Here is a 16991-nt window from a genome sequence, read left to right as displayed (position 1 = left end):
AGGACACCTTTTCATGATCGATATCCGCCGCGTCTTCACCCATGTCGAGCACATCCACCACGAGTTCGGACCGCGCGCCGCAACGCCGCTGGTGCGGGGCGCCATCGGCGCGGTGCTGACCAATCCCTTCGCGGGCCGCTACGAGCCCGACATCCTGCCGATGATGGCGCTGCTCGATCCGGTCGGCGTCGACATGGCGCACCGCCTGCGCGCCGCCATGGACGTGCCCGTGGAGCAGATCGCCACCTACGGCAAGGGCGCCATCGTGGGTGCCGCCGGCGAACTCGAGCACGGCGCGCTCTGGCACGTGCCCGGCGGCTATGCGATGCGCGAGCTGCTCGGCTGGAAGGGCGACCGCGACGCCTACCGGCAGGGCAAGGCCGAAGAGAAGACCGGCCAGCCCGGCAATGCGCTGTCGATCGTGCCGTCGACCAAGAAGGTCGGCCCGCCGGGCGCTGCGCTCGACGTGCCGCTGACCAACATCAACGCCAGCTACGTGCGCGGCCAGTTCGACGCCATCGAGGTCCGCGTGCCGGGCGCGCCGGCGGCCGACGAGATCGTCTTCATTCTGGCGATGAGCACCGGCTACCGCGTGCATGATCGCGTCGGCGGTCTGCGCGCCGAGAACATTTCCAAGTGGGACGGCCTTCGCTGAACCCGACAGAGACAAGGAACAAACCATGAGTGCAAACATCCGCAAGCTCGTCATCCAGGTCGACGAGACCCGCAAGGAAATGGGCCAGGCGATCGATCCGCCCACGCGCCGTGCGGTCGCCATCGCCGTCATCGACAACCCCTACGCCGGCCGCTACAGCGAATCGCTCGACGAGCTGATCGCGATCGGCGAGGAACTCGGCGCGCTGCTGGGCCAGAAGGCCGTGGCCGCGCTCGGTATCGAGCCCGGCCAGGCCCAGAGCTATGGCAAGGCGGCGATCGTCGGCGAGGCCGGCGAGCTCGAGCATGCCGCGGCCATCCTCCATCCGAAGCTCGGCGCGCCGCTGCGCGTGGCGGTCGAGAAGGGCGCCGCGCTGGTGCCGTCGAGCAAGAAGCGCGGCACGCTGGGCACCGCCATCGACGTGCCGCTGGGCCACAAGGACGCGGCCTTCGTGCGCAGCCATTTCGACGCCATCGAGGCCCGCGTGTCGGATGCGCCGCGCGCCAACGAGATCGTGGTCGCGGTGGCGGTCACCGACAGCGGCCGGCCGCTGCCGCGCATCGGCGGTCTTCAAGCGTCCGAGATCAAGGGCGAAGACGGTTTGCGCTGAGCACCGTCCGCCGACGAGTTTTCATTTCCGTTCGATCCCAAGGAGTTCCCGATGAATCCCATGCGCCTAGCCTTCACCGCGGCCGCCGTCGCCACGCTCGCCACCGCACTCGCTCCGGCGCATGCGCAGGGCGTGATCAAGATCGGCGAGATCAACAGCTACAAGGCGCAGCCCGCCTTCCTCGAGCCCTACAAGAAGGGGATGGAGCTGGCGGTCGACGAGATCAACGCGGCCGGCGGCGTCAACGGCAGGAAGATCGAGCTGATCAGCCGCGACGACAACGCCAACCCCGGCGACGCGGTGCGCGTGGCCGAGGAGCTGGTCTCGCGCGAGAAGGTCGACATCCTGGCCGGCACCTTCCTGTCGAACACCGGCATGGCGGTGGCCGACTTCGCCAAGCAGAAGAAGTTCTTCTTCCTGGCCGGCGAGCCGCTGACCGACAAGCTCACCTGGCAGGGCGGCAACGCTTACACCGTGCGCCTGCGTCCCGGCACCTACATGCAGGCCGCGATGCTGGTGCCCGAGGCGGCCAAGCTCAAGAAGAAGCGCTGGGCCGTGGTGTACCCCAACTACGAATACGGCCAGTCGGCCGTGGCGGCCTTCAAGACGCTGCTCAAGGCGGCCCAGCCCGACGTCGAGTTCGTCGCCGAGCAGGCCACGCCGCTGGGCAAGGTCGACGCCGGCAGCGTGGTGCAGGCGCTGGCCGATGCCAAGCCCGACGCGATCTTCAACGTGCTGTTCGGCGCCGACCTGTCGAAGTTCGTGCGCGAGGGCAACACCCGCGGCCTGTTCAAGGACCGCGAGGTGGTCAGCGTGCTGACCGGCGAGCCCGAATACATGGACCCGCTGAAGGACGAGGCGCCCAACGGCTGGATCGTCACCGGCTACCCGTGGTACGGCATCACGACGGCCGATCACAAGAAGTTCGAGCAGGCCTACCAGGCCAAGTTCAAGGACTATCCGCGCCTGGGCTCGGTGGTCGGCTACAGCATGATCAAGTCGGCCGCCGCCGGCATCGCCAAGGCCAAGAGCACCGACACCGAGAAGGTGGTCGCGGCCTTCAAGGGCCTGCAGGTCGACACGCCTTTCGGCAAGATCACCTACCGCCCCGAGGACAACCAGTCGACCATGGGCGCCTTCGTGGGCCGCACCAAGAACGACGGCGGCAAGGGCGTGATGGTCGACTACGTGTACCTCGACGGCGCCGACGCCAAGTACCAGCCTTCCGCGGCTGACGTGAAGAAGTCGCGCGCGGCGGACTGAGCAGGAACGAACGGGTCATGAGTTTTTCAGGTTTCATCGTCCAGCTGCTCAACGGGCTGGCGAGCGCGTCCTCGCTGTTCCTCGTGGCGGCCGGGCTGTCGCTGATCTTCGGCGTCACGCGCATCGTGAACTTCGCCCATGGCTCGTTCTTCATGGTCGGCATCTACGTCGCCTACACGCTGGTCGACCGGCTGGGCACCGGCTTCGGCTTCTGGCCGGCGCTGGTGATGGCGGCGCTGGCGGTCGGCGTGCTGGGCGCGCTGATCGAGGTGGTGCTGCTGCGCCGCATCTACAAGGCGCCCGAACTGTTCCAGCTGCTGGCCACCTTCGCGCTGGTGCTGGTCATCAAGGACGCGGTGCTGTGGCTCTGGGGTCCCGACGAGCTGCTGGGGCCGCGGGCGCCGGGCCTCGCGGGCTCGGTCATGATCCTCGGGCGGCAGTTTCCGTCCTACGACCTGTTCCTGATCGTGGTCGGCCCGGTGGTGCTCGGCCTGGTCTGGCTGCTGCTCACCCGCACCCGCTTCGGCACCCTGGTGCGCGCCGCCACGCAAGACCGCGAGATGGTCAGCGCGCTGGGCGTCAACCAGGCCTGGCTGTTCACCGCGGTGTTCGCGCTCGGCGCATTGCTCGCGGGCCTGGGCGGTGCGCTGCAGCTGCCGCGCGAGCCGGCCACGCTCGAGATGGACCTCAACACCATCGGCGCGGCCTTCGTCGTCGTGGTGGTCGGCGGCATGGGCTCGATCCCCGGCGCCTACGCCGCCGCGCTGCTGATCGCCGAGATCAAGGCGATCTGCATCTGGCTCGGCGTGGTCGACGTGTTCGGCATCCCGGTGTCGTTCTCCAAGCTCACGCTGGTGGTCGACTTCCTGGTCATGGCCGTGGTGCTGGTCTGGCGGCCCTGGGGCCTGTTCGGCAAGCCGCAGGCGCCGAGCCGCTACGTCGGCATGCAGGAAGAGCCGTTGCGCCGGCCCGGCCGCGCCTACGTGATCGGGGCCGCGCTGTTCGGCCTGGTGCTGGTGGCGATGCCGCTGCTCACGGCCGGCTCGCCCTACACCACCGTGCTGCTGATCGACCTGCTGATCGCCGCCCTGTTCGCGGCCAGCCTGCACTTCATCATGGGCCCGGCCGGCATGCATTCCTTCGGCCATGCGGCCTACTTCGGGCTCGGGGCCTACGGCGCCGCGCTGCTGGTGCGCGCCAGCGGGATGCCGATGGAGCTGGCCCTGGTCGTCGCGCCGCTGGTGGCGGCGGCCGGCGCCTTCGTCTACGGCTGGTTCGCGGTGCGGCTGTCCGGGGTCTACCTGGCGATGCTCACCTTGGCCTTCGCCCAGATCACCTGGGCCATCACCTACCAGTGGGACAGCTTCACCGGCGGCAGCAACGGCCTCACGGGCGTCTGGCCGTCCGAGTGGCTGGCCGACAAGCGGACCTACTACTGGGTCACGCTGGCGCTGGTCGGGCTGGGCGTGTGGTGGCTGCGGCGCGTGCTGTTCTCGCCCTTCGGCTATGCGCTGCGCGCCGGCCGCGATTCGCAGCTGCGCGCCGACGCGATCGGTATCGACGTCAAGCGCATGCAGTGGGCGGCCTTCGTGATCGCCGGCACCGCGGCGGGCCTGGCGGGGGCGCTCTACGCCTTCTCCAAGGGCAGCATCTCGCCCGAATCGCTGAGCGTCGGCAAGTCGGTCGACGGGCTGGTGATGGTGCTGCTCGGCGGCATCCAGACCCTGGCCGGCCCGGTGGTGGGCGCGGTCACTTTCACCTGGCTGCACGACACCGTGGCACGCAACACCGACTACTGGCGCGCGATGCTGGGCGGCATCATCCTCTTGCTGGTGCTGCTGTTCCCGCAAGGCATCGCGGGCTTCGCCAAGCAGCTCTTCGACCGGCGTCGGCATGGCGCCGAAGCCGCCGACCTCAAGGAGGCCAAGGCATGAGCCTGTTGAAAGTCAACGAACTCGGCAAGTCCTTCGGCGGCGTGAAGGCGGTCGACGGCATCAGCTTCGAGCTCGCGGCCGGCGAACTGCTGGCACTGATCGGCCCCAACGGCGCCGGCAAGTCCACCACCTTCAACATGGTCAACGGCCAGCTCAAGGCCGATCGCGGCTCGATCCTGCTCGACGGCCAGGAACTGGTCGGTCGCAAGCCGCGCGAGATCTGGCGCCTGGGCGTGGGCCGCACCTTCCAGATCGCCGAGACCTTCGCCTCGCTCACCGTGGCCGAGAACGTGCAGATGGCCTTGCTGTCGCACGACCACCAGCTGTTCTCGACCTGGCGCCGGGCGTCCGACCACAAGCGCGACGAGGCCCTGTCGCTGCTCGACCAGGTCGGCATGAAGGCCCAGGCCGACCGGCCCTGCAGCGTGCTGGCCTACGGCGACGTCAAGCGGGTCGAGCTCGCGATCGCGATGGCCAACAGCCCGAAGCTGCTGCTGATGGACGAGCCCACCGCCGGCATGGCGCCCAAGGAGCGCAACTCGCTGATGGCCCTGACCAAGCAGCTGGTGATCGACCGCGGCATGGCGGTGCTTTTCACCGAGCACAGCATGGACGTGGTGTTCGCCTACGCCGACCGCATGATCGTGCTGGCGCGGGGGCGGCTGATCGCGCAGGGCAAGCCGCTCGAGATCCGCGACCATCCCAAGGTGCAGGAGGTGTACTTCGGCAGCGGCAAGACCTTCGAGAAGATTGCAGAGAAAGCGGCCGCGGTGAACGCGGCGGTCGGGGAGCACGCATGAGTTCGCACGAGACCCTGCTCGAAGCCAAGGCGCTGTGCGCCTGGTACGGCGCGGCGCAGATCCTCTACGACGTCGACCTCGAAGTCCGGCGCGGCGAAGTGGTGGCGCTGATGGGCCGCAACGGCGCCGGCAAGTCGACCACGCTCAAGGCGCTGATCGGCATGCTGGCCAAGCGCCGCGGCGCGGTGCGATTCCTCGGCCACGACATCTCCAAGAGCGAGCCGCATGTGGCGGCCCGGCTGGGCCTGGGCTTCGTGCCCGAGGACCGGCGCGTGTTCACCGACCTCAGCGTGATGGAGAACCTCGAGGTCGGCAAGCAGCCGGCCCGGCGCTGGAACGACGGCACCGATGCGCCGCTGTGGACGCCCGAGCGCCTGTTCAAGCTGTTCCCGAACCTCGGCGAGATGCCGAACCGGCCCGGCGGCCGCATGAGCGGCGGCGAGCAGCAGATGCTGACCGTGGCGCGCACGCTGATGGGCAACCCCTACCTGGTGCTGCTCGACGAACCCTCGGAGGGTGTCGCGCCCGTGATCGTCGAGCAGATGGCGAACATGATCCTGGAACTGAAGGCACAGGGCGTGAGCATCCTGCTGTCGGAGCAGAACATGCACTTCGCGGAGCTGGTGTCCGACCGGGCCTATGTGCTCGAGAAGGGGCAGATCCGGTACCAGGCGTCGATGGCCGAGCTGGCGGCCAACGACGAAGTCCGCCGCGCCTACCTGAGCGTCTGAGTCTTTGTTCAACCCGAGGAGCGACAACATGCAACGCAGAACCGTCCTGAAATCCGCGGCCGCCTTCGGCCTTGTGGGTGGCCTTGGCATCTCGATGCCGCTGTTCGCGGCCGCCAAGATCAAGCCGGCGGCCAATTCGGCGCTGATCGTGGTCGACGTGCAGAACTGCTTCATCGAAGGCGGTACGCTGCCGGTGAAGGGCGGCGCCGACGTGGTGCCGGTCATCAACAAGCTGGCCGAGTCCTTCGGCAACATCGTGGTCACGCAGGACTGGCACACGCCGGGCCATGCCTCGTTCGCCAGCACCCACGCCGGCAAGAAGCCCTTCGAGACCACCAAGCTCAGCTACGGCAACCAGGTGCTGTGGCCGGACCATTGCGTGCAGGGCAGCGACGACGCCGGCCTGCACAAGGAACTCAAGCTGCCGACCGCGCAGCTGATCATCCGCAAGGGCTATCACAAGGGCATGGACAGCTACTCGGCCTTCGAGGAGGCCGACCACAAGACCCCCACCGGCCTGGCCGGCTACCTCAAGGCGCGCGGCGTCAAGACCGTGTTCGTCACCGGGCTGGCGACCGACTTCTGCGTCGCCTGGACCGCGATGGATGCGCGCAAGGCGGGCTTCGAGGTCTACGTGATCGAGGACGCGACGCGCGCCATCGACCTCCACGGCTCGCTGGCCGCGGCATGGAAGCAGATGGCGGCCAAGGGCGTGAAGCGCATCCAGTCCACGGACATCGTCTGAGCCGCCCAGGAAGATGCCGGGGCTCGCACTGAAGGTCAACGGACGCGGCGTCGAGCTCGCGGCCTCGCACGAGGCCTCGCTGCTGCACGTGCTGCGCAACGACCTCGGGCTCAACGGGCCCAAGTTCGGCTGCGGCCTCGGCCAGTGCGGCGCCTGCACGGTGTGGGTCGACGGCCGGGCGGCGCGGGCCTGCGTGATTCCGGCGCATGGCGTGGCCGGCCGCGAGATCACCACGCTGGAAGGTTTGGGCACCCGTGACCATTGGCACCCCGTGCAGCAGGGCTTCGAAGACGCCCAGGCCGCGCAGTGCGGCTACTGCCTCAACGGCATGGTGATGCAGGCCGCGGCGCTGCTGGCGCGCGAGCCGAATCCCGGCGAGGCGCGCATCCGCAGCGAGCTGTCAGGCAATCTGTGCCGTTGCGGCACGCACGTCGAGATCCTGGCCGCGGTGCAGCGCGCCGCGCTGCGGATCGCGGAAGGCGCCGGCACGTGACGCGCCGCGCCGACCTGCCCCGCACGCGCAGCGAATTCCTCCAGGCCGACGGCGTTCTCGTCGTCGTGCGCGAGACGCCGCCGGCGCCGCCGCCGTCACCGGGCCAGCCGGCGCTGGTGGCGGGCAATCCGGCCGAGGGGCCGGAGGTGCTGCTCGCGGTCTGGGACGACGGCAGCGTCACGGCGCTGAACGGCCACGTCGACCTCGGCACCGGCATCCAGACCGCCCTGTCGCAGATCGTGGCCGAGGAGCTCGACCTGCCGATGGCGCAGGTCCGCATGGTGCTCGGCGATACCGCGCGCGCGCCCAACCAGGGGGCGACGATCGCCAGCGCCTCGATCCAGATCCACGCCGCGCCGCTGCGTCATGCGGCGGCACAGGCGCGCGGCTGGCTGATCGCGCAGGCGGCCGAGCAGCTGGGCGTGCAGCCCGCGCTGCTGACGCTGCGCGACGGCCGCGTCCAGCATTGCGACGACCCGGCCTTCGGCCTCGGCATCGGCGAACTGGTGGCCGGCGGCCGCAGCGTGCTGCAGCTGGACCCGTTGGCGAAGCCGAAGGACCCGGCCGACTACCGCATCGTCGGCCGCTCGCAGCCGCGCGTCGACATCCCTGCCAAGCTGGCCGGCGAGACCGTCTTCGTGCACGACATGCGGCTGCCCGGCATGCTGCACGGCCGCGTCGTGCGGCCGCCCTATGCGGGCGCGGACCATGGCGACTACATCGGCAACACGCTGGAGGCGGTCGACGAGGCCTCGATCGCGCACATCCCCGGCATCCGCGCGGTGGTCGTGATCCGCGACTTCGTCGGCATCGTCGCCGAGCGCGAGGAGCACGCCGAACAGGCGCTGCGCGAACTGCGCGTGCACTGGAAGGCCTGGCCCGGCCTGCCGCCGCTGGACGACCTCGAAGGCGCGATCAGCGCCAATCCGTCGACGCAGCGCCTGCTGGTCGACGAAGGCGATGTCGAGGCCGCGCTCGCGGCGGCGGCGCAGCCGATGCCGCGCACCTACGTCTGGCCCTACCAGATGCATGCGTCGATCGGTCCTTCGTGCGCGCTGGCGCATTGGCAGCCGGGCGACGGTGCCGCGCTGCGCGTCTGGGCCGGCTCGCAGAACCCGCACGTGCTGCGCGCCGACCTCGCCAGGCTCATGGGCCTGGACGACACCACGGTCGACGTGGTGCGCATGGAGGCCGCCGGCTGCTACGGCCGCAACGGCGCCGACGACGTCGCGGCCGATGCGGCCCTGCTGGCGCGCGCGGCCGGTGCGCCGGTGCGGGTGCAGCTCACGCGCGAGCAGGAGCATCTGTGGGAGCCCAAGGGCGCGGCGCAGCTGATGCGCATCCAGGGCGGGCTCGATGCAGAGGGCGGTGTCGCGGCCTACGACTTCGAGACCTCCTACCCCTCGAACGGCGCGCCCACGCTGGCCTTGCTGCTCACCCGGACCGTCGAGCCGGTGGCGCAGGCCTTCGAGATGGGCGACCGCACCGCGCGGCCGCCCTACAGCTATGCGAACCTGCGGGTGAAGGTCAACGACATGGCGCCGATCGTGCGCGCCTCCTGGCTGCGCGGGGTGTCGGCGCTGCCGAGCTCGTTCGCCCACGAGTCCTATGTCGACGAGCTCGCGACCGCCGCGGGCGTCGACCCGGTGGCCTTCCGGCTGCGCCATCTGCGCGATCCGCGCGCCGCCGAGCTGGTGCGCGAGACCGCGCAGAAGGCCGGCTGGCGCATGCGCACGGGCCCGCAGGAGAACGCCGACAACGGCCTCGGCCCGGGCGGCGACGTGCTGTTCGGCCAGGGCTTCGCCTATGCGCGCTACGTGCACAGCAAGTGGCCGGGCTTCGGCGCCGCCTGGTCGGCCTGGGTGGCCGATGTCGAGGTCAACCGCAAGACCGGCGAGGTGCACGTGCGCCGCGTGGTGGTCGGCCACGACGCCGGGCTGATGGTCAACCCGGCCGGCGTCGAGCACCAGATCCACGGCAACGTCATCCAGACCACCAGCCGCGCGCTCAAGGAGCAGGTGCGCTTCGCGCCGCAGGCCGCGCCCGGGCCGGCGCTGCAGCCCGGCCAGCCGCCGTCGGGCGTGGTCGCCAGCCGCGAATGGGGCAGCTACCCGATCATCAATTTCCGCGAAGTGCCGGTGATCGAGGTGATGCACCTGCAGCGGCCCGGCGAGCCGTCGCTGGGCGCCGGCGAATCGTCCTCGGTGCCGGGCACCGCCGCGATCGCGAACGCGATCTTCGATGCCACCGGCGTGCGCTTCCGGTCGCCGCCGTTCACGCCCGAAGTGGTGCGGGCGGCGCTCAATCCGCTGCCTGCGCCGGCCAGCGCCGAAACCCACACTGGCGCGATCCGGCGGCAGCCGCCGGCCTCCGCGCCATGGCCGAAGCGCCGCGGCCTGTGGGCCGGCGCCGGCGCGCTGATCGTCGGCGGCATCGGCGTGGTCGCCGGGCTCGTGGGCTGGCGCTCGGCGATCGCGCCGGTCAGCTTCAGCGCGCCGGCCTACAGCGAGGCGACGATCGAACGCGGCCGTGTGCTCGCAGCGATGGGCGACTGCGCGGTCTGCCACACGGCGCCGGGCGGCACGCCCAACGCGGGCGGCCGGGCGATGGAGACGCCCTTCGGCACCCTCCACACCACCAACCTCACGCCCGATGCCGACACCGGCCTCGGCCGCTGGTCGTTCACGGCCTTTCAGCGGGCGATGCGTGAAGGCATCTCGCGCGACGGCCATCACCTGTACCCGGCCTTCCCGTACACCGCCTTTGCCAAGACCAGCGACGACGACCTGCAGGCGCTCTACGCCTACTTCATGTCGCTGCCGCCGATGCGGGCCGAGACGCCGCCGGCGGCGCTCAGGTTTCCTTTCGGCCTGCGCCCGCTGATGGCCGGCTGGAACGCGCTGTTCCACGACCCCGCGCCCTACCGGCCGGTGGCGACGCAGAGCGCCGAATGGAACCGAGGCGCCTACCTGGTCAACGGCCTGGGCCATTGCGGCGCCTGCCACACGCCGCGCAATGCGCTCGGCGCCGAGCAGGGCGGCAGCGCCGCGCTGTCGGGGGCGATGATCGACGGCTGGGAGGCGCCGGCGCTGACCGCGCTGTCGACCGCCGGCGTGCCGTGGACCGCCGACGCGCTCTACGACTACCTGCGCCGCGGCCATGCGAAAGCGCACGGCATCGCCGGCGGTCCGATGGCCGAGGTGGTGCGCGAGCTGGCGCTGGTGCCCGATGCCGACATCCGCGCCATGGCCACCTACCTCGCTGCCTTCAACCCGGCCACGCCGCAGGCCACCGCAGATGCGCAGGCGCAGCGCGTGGTGGCCGACGCGGCGGCGCAGCAAGGCCGGCTGCTCGGGCCCGCGCAGCGCATGTTCGACAGCGCCTGCGCCGCCTGCCACCACGACGGCGACGGGCCGACGCTGCTCGGCGTGAACACGCCGCTGGCGCTCAACAGCAACCTCACCAGCGCGCGGCCCGACAACCTGCTGCGCACCATCCTCGACGGCGTGCGCGAGCCGGCTTCGCGCGACATCGGCTTCATGCCGGCCTTCCGCGAGGCGCTCGACGATGCCCAGATCGCCGAACTGGCCGGCTACATGCGGGCCCGCTTCGCGCCGCGGGAACCGGCCTGGGCGGACCTGCCCGGGCGGGTGGCGCGCCTGCGGGCCGACACGCCGAGCGCCCCGCGACGCTGAGACTCCCGTACGATCCGGGGCGCAGAGGCCGAATCACCGGCTGCGCCCCTGGAGACCTTCGCATGACCTCGATGCTTTCGCCCGCCCAGTCCCTGCCTCGCGATGCCGAGCGCGCCACCCTGGTCGGGCGCCTCTGGCAGCCCGACATCGGCCCGGTGCTGGTCGCGGTGCACGAAGGCGGCCTGCACGACCTGTCGCGCGTCGCCGCCACCGCGAGCCAGCTGCTGGAGCTGGACGACCCGGTCGGCGCGGTGCGCGAGGCCCTGCGCGACGAGCGCACCCAGCGCGTGGCGTCGCTCGAGCAGGCGCTGGCCAACAGCGACGAGACCCGCCGCGACCCGCAGCACCCGTGGCTGCTCGCGCCCTGCGACCTGCAAGCGGTCAAGGCCAGCGGCGTGACCTTCATCGCCAGCCTGCTGGAGCGCGTGATCGAGGAGCAGTCGCGCGGCGATGCCTCCAAGGCCGAATCGATCCGCGCCGCGCTCGGCGGCGTGCTGGGCGACAACCTGGCGGGCATCGTGCCCGGCTCGCCGCAGGCCGCCAAGGTCAAGGACGTGCTGATCGCGCAGGGCGCCTGGTCGCAGTACCTCGAGGTCGGCATCGGACCCGACGCCGAGATCTTCACCAAGGCGCCGGTGCTGGCCGCGGTGGGCACCGGCGCCGACGTCGGCATCCATTCGGGTTCGGTCTGGAACAACCCTGAGCCCGAGGTGGTGCTGGCCGTCGACAGCCGCGGCCGCACGCTCGGCGCGGCGCTGGGCAACGACGTCAACCTGCGCGACTTCGAGGGCCGCAGCGCGCTGCTGCTGGGCAAGGCCAAGGACAACAACGCGTCGTGCGCGATCGGGCCCTTCATCCGCCTGTTCGACGAGCACTTCGGCATCGACGACGTTCGCCGCATCACGGTGGCGCTGCGGGTGGAGGGGCCCGAGGGCTTCACGCTCGACGGCGCGAGCTCGCTGTCGAAAATCAGCCGCGACCCGCTCGACCTGGTGTCGCAAGCCATCGGCCCGCACCATGCCTATCCCGATGGATTGATGCTGTTCCTCGGCACCATGTTCGCGCCGACCCAGGACCGCCACGGGCCGGGCCAGGGCTTCACGCACGTGGTCGGCGACCGGGTGACGATCTCGGCGCCCGAACTCGGCGCGCTGCACAACCGCGTGGTGCATGCGGACCAGGCGCCGCGATGGACCTTCGGCATCGGCGCGCTCATGCGCAACCTGGCCGGTCGAGGGATCATCTGACGCGCCGCCGCTGGGCGGCGAGCAGCGCCAGCACGGCGACCAGGCTGGCCGCCAGCAGGATCCACAGCCCGGCCGTGTAGCCGCCCGCAGGCGTCCACAGCAGCCCCAGCATCAGCGGCGCGAGGGCGCGGGCGATCGCGCTCGGCAGGCCCAGCGCGCCGTTGAGCGTCGCCACGTGCTCGCGGTTCACGTACTGCGCGATCGCGGTGCCCTTGACGATCGTCAGCATGCCGTTGCCCATGCCGTAGAACAGCACGAAGGCCAGCGCTGCGGCCGGATGCCCGGCGCCGGCCAGCAGGGTCGCGAGGCCGATCGGGATCAGGCAGGGAATGAGCCGGTTGGCCAGGTGCAGGTCGAAGTGGTGCTCGAAGAAGTAGAGCAGGGCGCGGCCGAACACCTGCACGATGCCGATCGCGGCCGGCACCGCGATGGCCCAGGTCTCCGACAGCCCGGCGCCGCGCAGCAGGCTCACCATGTGCGGCGGCAGCGCGGCGGTCACGGCCATCAGCAGCACGGTGAAGACGCCGATCAGCAGGAAGGGCGCGCTGCGCAGGTAGTGGCCGACGGGACGCCGCGCGGCCACGGCGCCTGCCAACGGCACGCCGATGCTGCGCTTCGGTGCGTGCCGAAGGATCGACGCATGCAGCGGCGCGCACAGCAGCAGATGGACCGCGGCGAGCACCCACAGCGCATGGCGCCAGCCGAACTGCGCGATCAGCCAGGCATCCAGCGGAATGAAGACCGTGCTGGCCAGCCCGCCGAGGAAGGTGAGCGTGATGATCGCGCGGCGAAAGTCGAGGGGGAAGCGGCGCGTGACGACCGCGAAGGCCGGCGTGTAGAGCGTGGCCGCAAGCGCCGCGCCGAGCAGCAGCCAGGCCGCGTAGAAGCCGGCGGCGCTATGCACCACGCTGTGCAGCAGCAGGCCGGCGGCGATCAGCAGCGAGCCGCCGGCCATCACGGCGCGCTCGTGGCCGCGGTCGATCCAGCGGCCGACCGGCCAGGCCATGAACCCCTCCGCCAGCAGCGCCAGGCTGAACGCCAGCGAGGACTGCGCGCGGCTCAGGCCGAGCTCGCGCTCGACCGGCTCCATCAGGAGCGCGAAGGTATAGAAGACGCTGCCCCAGGTGATGAGCTGGCCGAGGGAGAGCCAGCCGACGAGGCGGCGGTCGTAGGGGGGCGGCGGGGAGGGGGAGACAGCCATTGGCGAACTCTAGCGGGCGGGGTTCGCGTGCTTGGCGAAGTCGCACGCGACGGGCCGATGTTTCCGTGTCTGCGGGGGAAAGGGCTGCTTCTCAGGCGATGGCCGCCTGGACGGGGTTGTGGAAACCAGAATCCCGGCGACGCGGCATCTGCCGCGCTTTTTTTCTTGCCCGCATGGCTTTCGAACCCCCATGCGCACACGGAGAAGACTCAAATGAAACGACATCTCATGCGCAATGCAATCGCAACGGCACTGGTCATGGGTGGCTTGACGGCCTGCGGAACCCGCCAGCCATCCATGCCGGAGCCGCCCCCGCCGACCGCCTCGGTGCACAACACGGTGGTGATGCCACCCATCTCCTACGGCAGGACCGGCGAAGGGTTGCAACTGTCCAAAAAGGATGACCCCTGCGATGTGCCCGCGTCATTGCAGCAGGCCGTGCAAGACCAACTGCTCGAACCCTTCGAGTTCGTCGTTGCTCAGCCCCCGGCGAGCGCCGAAGGGGCTCCTGTGCTGAAGGTGCAGATCACCGACATCTTGGCCAATGCCGGCGGGCTCTATGGCGGCCCCAAGATCGTGCAGCTTCACGGTGTGCTGGAGCGTCGGGGCGAGGCGCCGGTCCAGTTCTCGGCGCAACGACAGATGTTCATCTATTTCGGCTTGCCGCGCACAACCTGCAGCATGGTCGGTGTGGTGACCTATGCGCTGGGCGGTGACATCGCCAAATGGCTGCTGAAGCCGGTCGACGGCGCGAAGCTGGGCGAACTCTGAATCTGTTCCGCCGAACACAGCCGCCTTTCAAGTCCGGCTAGCGAGCCTCGGCAAACCGGCACGCACATCGGGCACCGGCATCGGCCTTCAACCCGCCGTCTTGAGCCCCGAGGCCACGCGTGCCTCGCCAGCCGGGGTCGCCAGCAGCACCCTGTAGATCACCGCCCCGATCACCGCCCCCATGATCGGCGCCACCCAGAACAGCCACAGCTGGTCGAGCGCGATGGCCGGGCCGAACAGCGCCGGCCCGGTGCTGCGTGCCGGATTGACCGAGGTGTTGGTGACCGGAATCGAGATCAGGTGGATCAGCGTCAGGCAGAGGCCGATCGCCAGGCCGCCGAAGCCCGCGGCGCTGTGCCTGGCGGTGGCGCCCAGGATCACGATCAGGAAGACCGCGGTCAGCACGACCTCCGTCAGCAGCGCCGCCTTGACGCCGAAGCCGCCCGGCGAATGCGCGCCGAAGCCGTTGGTGGCGAAGCCGCCGATCTCGGCGCCGGGCTTGCCGGTGGCGATCAGGTAGAGCACGAAGGCCGCGGCGATGGCGCCGAGCACCTGGGCGACGACGTAGCCGGGCAGCTCGGCGGCGCGGAAGCGCCCGCCCACCACCAGGCCCACCGACACCGCGGGATTGAAGTGGCCCCCGGAGATCGGACCGAGCGCATAGGCGCCGGTCAGCACCGTGAGGCCGAAGGCCAGCGAGACACCGACGAAGCCGATGCCCAGGCCTGGAAAGGCAGCGGCCAATACCGCACTGCCGCAACCGCCGAAAACGAGCCAGAACGTGCCGATGAACTCGGCCGACAGCTTCTTGAAGGTACTGTGTTCCATATATTTTTTGATCCCTGAATCTTCATGTGTGACAAACAAGCCCGCCGGCCGAGGCCGAGGGCGGCCGGATTCTAGGGAGCCGATCGGAAGATGAAAGCCGGCGCTGCGGGGCGGGTCGTGGCGATGCGCCGTTGTTCACGGAAGCCCGGGTTTTCTTCGCCTGTCAGACCTCTGCGGAAGCGCCGAAGGCATGCGAAGCTGATACGCGGTGTTAGTTTTTGTAATCGACTCGCGACGCCCACCATGCCCCGACGGCCCGCGCGAGCCAGGGTCCGTCGTCCAGCGGCAGGTCGTGCCCGGCGCTCGGATGTTCCACGATGTCGGCTCGCCATTGGCGCGCCAGTCGGTGCGAGCAGCGTACGTCGACCAGGGCATCACCGCGGCTCGCCAGCACCAGCAGCGGCACGGCCGGCGCCTGCGCCTGCGCGCGGTAACGGGTGGCCGCGATCAGTTGCCGCAGCGCGTTGGCGCCGCTGACCGGCCGGGCCTCGCGCAAGGCGACCCATTGCTCGACGACGTCGACGTCCGGCGGCGGATGGCGGCTGGTGATGCGCAGGATCGTCTGCTCGCGCTGCCGCTGGCTCGACCACGGGCGCAGCAATCCGAGCAAGGCCGGGTAGTTCGCCGGCCGCAGGCGCCAGTACCACGGGCTGAACGGGCGCAGGCTAGTGTTGACGAGCACGCAGCCGGCCAGCTCGCCGGGGTGGCGGCGGGCCCAGTCGACCGCCACCATCCCGCCCAGCGACATGGCGAGCAGGTGGACCGGCGTCGGGACCCCGAGCGCCCGAAGCTGCGCGCGGCAGTGCTGCACCATGGCCTCGATGCGCAGCGGGCTCGCCTCGCGGTTCAGGCGCCCGTTGCCCGGCAGGTCGATCGCCAGCACGCGCGCGCCGGGCAGCCGCTCGCGCAGCAACTGCGGGAATTCGCCCCAGTGCCCGACCTCGCGCGTCAGCCCGCGCAGCAGCACCCAGGTGGTCATCGAGCCTCCCGGCCTGCGTACCAGCGCGCCAGCGCGCGCCGTCCATGGTCCGCGCGCTGGGCGCCGGTCGGCACCCAGCGCGCGTGGCTGCAGGCGGCGCGCACGATGAAGTCCAGCCACGCGACATGGCGGCGCAGCACCCGTTGCTGACGGTGGGCGATGACCGGGTTGAAGATGCCGTGGCGCGAGAAGAGCTGGCGCGGGTTCTTCTTGATCCACAGCCACGAGCCCATCTCCAGCGTCAACGGCAGGAACATGCCGGGCCGGTCGCAGGCGCGCAGGTAGAGGTGGTCCCACAGGTCGCCGTGCGTGAGGTACTGGCGGCTCTGCGGCTCCAGCACGAAGCGGTGGTGGGGCAGGGTGTCGTCGTGGATCTCGCCCAGCGCATGCACTTCCGCCAGGTGCGCGATCGGCCGCGCCGTGTGGGCGAACGGAAACCAGATGCGGTCGGCGAGGCCGAAGCCCGAATGGCAGTCGACCGCCATGCTGAAGGGCCGGCCCATCAGTTCGGCCTCCACCAGTGCGCACAGGGCGGCGCTCTCGGCTTCCATGGGCGCACCGGGCGCGCCCCGGTACCAGGGCAGGGCGGCGCTGATGCGCTGGCCGCCGATCAGGAAGGGCACGCGCTCGGCGGACTCGACCGGCGCATTGCGCATCAGGTCGACCCCGTTCGGATTCGCCCGCGTGCCCAGCCACAGTCCGCCCGGGTTGACCAGCGGCATGAACACCAGCCGCACCGTCTCCAGCTGGCGGTGCAGCGTGTCGTCCCAGGGCAGGCGCATCACCAGGCTGCGGAGGTAGGCGATGGTCACCTCGGCGCCGATGCGCTCCAGGCCGTGCACGCCGCCGAAGAATCCGACCGCCGGCGCGTCCGGGCTGGCGCTGCCCAGCATGAAGGCCTCCACCGGGAAGCGCCGCCCGTCCGCTTCGATGTCGCACAGCAGGCGCCGCGTCATGCGCGGGCCGGCCAGTTCGGCGAGCTGGCGCAGCGCGAGCAGTTCGGGGAGTTCGGTCGCGGTCACTCGGGCGTGGCAGAGGT

At 70.5% G+C, this 16991-nt stretch carries 15 protein-coding genes; 11 read left to right on the top strand and 4 right to left on the bottom strand.

Going from position 1 to position 16991, the window contains the following annotated elements; all coding sequences use genetic code 11:
* Positions 1–13: 13 nt before the first annotated feature.
* The 10 genes from QTI33_RS22635 to QTI33_RS22590 all read left to right on the top strand — a co-directional run bounded on the left by QTI33_RS22635 (position 14) and on the right by QTI33_RS22590 (position 12173).
* Positions 14–655 (top strand): amino acid synthesis family protein, encoded by a 642-nt coding sequence (locus tag QTI33_RS22635; RefSeq protein WP_286508576.1) that lies wholly within the window; start codon positions 14–16, stop codon positions 653–655.
* 25 nt (positions 656–680) lie between these two features.
* Positions 681–1265, top strand: coding sequence for an amino acid synthesis family protein (locus tag QTI33_RS22630; protein ID WP_286508575.1), 585 nt, complete (start codon positions 681–683; stop codon positions 1263–1265).
* Between the two features lie 51 nt (positions 1266–1316).
* A complete protein-coding gene (locus tag QTI33_RS22625) occupies positions 1317–2528 on the top strand; it encodes an ABC transporter substrate-binding protein (protein ID WP_286508574.1) in 1212 nt (403 codons plus the stop codon).
* Positions 2529–2545: 17 nt separating this feature from the next.
* Complete coding sequence (locus tag QTI33_RS22620) at positions 2546–4462, top strand: ABC transporter permease (protein ID WP_286508573.1); 1917 nt, start codon at positions 2546–2548, stop codon at positions 4460–4462.
* Positions 4459–5262, top strand: a complete 804-nt coding sequence (locus tag QTI33_RS22615; protein WP_286508572.1) for an ABC transporter ATP-binding protein — start codon at positions 4459–4461, stop codon at positions 5260–5262. Before QTI33_RS22620 ends, QTI33_RS22615 begins: the two co-directional genes overlap by 4 nt.
* Positions 5259–5993, top strand: a complete 735-nt coding sequence (locus QTI33_RS22610) for an ABC transporter ATP-binding protein (RefSeq protein WP_286508571.1) — start codon at positions 5259–5261, stop codon at positions 5991–5993. The genes QTI33_RS22615 and QTI33_RS22610 overlap by 4 nt, the downstream gene beginning before the upstream one ends.
* Before the next feature lie 28 nt (positions 5994–6021).
* Positions 6022–6738 carry a bifunctional nicotinamidase/pyrazinamidase gene (gene pncA / locus QTI33_RS22605; protein ID WP_286508570.1) on the top strand — a complete coding sequence of 239 codons (717 nt, stop codon included), beginning with the start codon at positions 6022–6024 and terminating at the stop codon, positions 6736–6738.
* 13 nt (positions 6739–6751) lie between these two features.
* Positions 6752–7231 (top strand): (2Fe-2S)-binding protein, encoded by a 480-nt coding sequence (locus QTI33_RS22600; RefSeq protein ID WP_286508569.1) that lies wholly within the window; start codon positions 6752–6754, stop codon positions 7229–7231.
* On the top strand, positions 7228–10926 hold the full coding sequence (locus QTI33_RS22595; RefSeq protein ID WP_286508568.1) for a molybdopterin cofactor-binding domain-containing protein: 3699 nt from the start codon (positions 7228–7230) through the stop codon (positions 10924–10926). Before QTI33_RS22600 ends, QTI33_RS22595 begins: the two co-directional genes overlap by 4 nt.
* Positions 10927–10988: 62 nt before the next feature.
* Positions 10989–12173: a fumarylacetoacetate hydrolase family protein gene (locus tag QTI33_RS22590; protein WP_286508567.1), complete on the top strand. Its 1185-nt coding sequence runs from the start codon at positions 10989–10991 to the stop codon at positions 12171–12173.
* Here QTI33_RS22590 and QTI33_RS22585 read toward each other — a convergent pair.
* Positions 12166–13374, bottom strand: a complete 1209-nt coding sequence (locus QTI33_RS22585) for an MFS transporter (RefSeq protein WP_286508566.1) — start codon at positions 13372–13374, stop codon at positions 12166–12168. The two genes, QTI33_RS22590 and QTI33_RS22585, sit on opposite strands and share 8 nt — an antisense overlap.
* Positions 13375–13587: 213 nt before the next feature.
* Between QTI33_RS22585 and QTI33_RS22580 the strand changes: the two genes are divergently transcribed.
* Positions 13588–14145, top strand: coding sequence for a hypothetical protein (locus tag QTI33_RS22580; protein ID WP_286508565.1), 558 nt, complete (start codon positions 13588–13590; stop codon positions 14143–14145).
* A gap of 87 nt (positions 14146–14232) precedes the next feature.
* Here the strand turns inward: QTI33_RS22580 and aqpZ are convergent, their stop codons facing one another.
* The 3 genes from aqpZ to QTI33_RS22565 form a co-directional block, all read right to left on the bottom strand.
* On the bottom strand, positions 14233–14973 hold the full coding sequence (aqpZ, locus tag QTI33_RS22575) for an aquaporin Z (protein WP_286508563.1): 741 nt from the start codon (positions 14971–14973) through the stop codon (positions 14233–14235).
* A gap of 211 nt (positions 14974–15184) precedes the next feature.
* On the bottom strand, positions 15185–15952 hold the full coding sequence (locus tag QTI33_RS22570) for an alpha/beta fold hydrolase (RefSeq protein ID WP_286508561.1): 768 nt from the start codon (positions 15950–15952) through the stop codon (positions 15185–15187).
* Complete coding sequence (locus QTI33_RS22565; RefSeq protein WP_444814876.1) at positions 15949–16974, bottom strand: M14 family zinc carboxypeptidase; 1026 nt, start codon at positions 16972–16974, stop codon at positions 15949–15951. The genes QTI33_RS22570 and QTI33_RS22565 overlap by 4 nt, the downstream gene beginning before the upstream one ends.
* Between the last annotated feature and the right edge of the window lie 17 nt (positions 16975–16991).

This window comes from Variovorax davisae, assembly GCF_030316845.1.
Classification (GTDB): Bacteria; Pseudomonadota; Gammaproteobacteria; order Burkholderiales; family Burkholderiaceae_C; genus Variovorax; species Variovorax davisae.
This window is presented reverse-complemented; position numbering and strand designations above follow the sequence as displayed.

Excerpts from the sequence above, each read along its gene's own strand:
- QTI33_RS22635 (WP_286508576.1), top strand. The coding sequence starts at position 14 with ATGATCGATATCCGCCGCGTCTTCACCCATGTCGAGCACATCCACCAC.
- QTI33_RS22630 (WP_286508575.1), top strand. The coding sequence starts at position 681 with ATGAGTGCAAACATCCGCAAGCTCGTCATCCAGGTCGACGAGACCCGC.
- QTI33_RS22625 (WP_286508574.1), top strand. The coding sequence starts at position 1,317 with ATGAATCCCATGCGCCTAGCCTTCACCGCGGCCGCCGTCGCCACGCTC.
- QTI33_RS22620 (WP_286508573.1), top strand. The coding sequence starts at position 2,546 with ATGAGTTTTTCAGGTTTCATCGTCCAGCTGCTCAACGGGCTGGCGAGC.
- QTI33_RS22615 (WP_286508572.1), top strand. The coding sequence starts at position 4,459 with ATGAGCCTGTTGAAAGTCAACGAACTCGGCAAGTCCTTCGGCGGCGTG.
- QTI33_RS22610 (WP_286508571.1), top strand. The coding sequence starts at position 5,259 with ATGAGTTCGCACGAGACCCTGCTCGAAGCCAAGGCGCTGTGCGCCTGG.
- pncA (WP_286508570.1), top strand. The coding sequence starts at position 6,022 with ATGCAACGCAGAACCGTCCTGAAATCCGCGGCCGCCTTCGGCCTTGTG.
- QTI33_RS22600 (WP_286508569.1), top strand. The coding sequence starts at position 6,752 with ATGCCGGGGCTCGCACTGAAGGTCAACGGACGCGGCGTCGAGCTCGCG.
- QTI33_RS22590 (WP_286508567.1), top strand. The coding sequence starts at position 10,989 with ATGACCTCGATGCTTTCGCCCGCCCAGTCCCTGCCTCGCGATGCCGAG.
- QTI33_RS22585 (WP_286508566.1), bottom strand. The coding sequence starts at position 13,374 with ATGGCTGTCTCCCCCTCCCCGCCGCCCCCCTACGACCGCCGCCTCGTC.
- QTI33_RS22580 (WP_286508565.1), top strand. The coding sequence starts at position 13,588 with ATGAAACGACATCTCATGCGCAATGCAATCGCAACGGCACTGGTCATG.
- aqpZ (WP_286508563.1), bottom strand. The coding sequence starts at position 14,973 with ATGGAACACAGTACCTTCAAGAAGCTGTCGGCCGAGTTCATCGGCACG.
- QTI33_RS22570 (WP_286508561.1), bottom strand. The coding sequence starts at position 15,952 with ATGACCACCTGGGTGCTGCTGCGCGGGCTGACGCGCGAGGTCGGGCAC.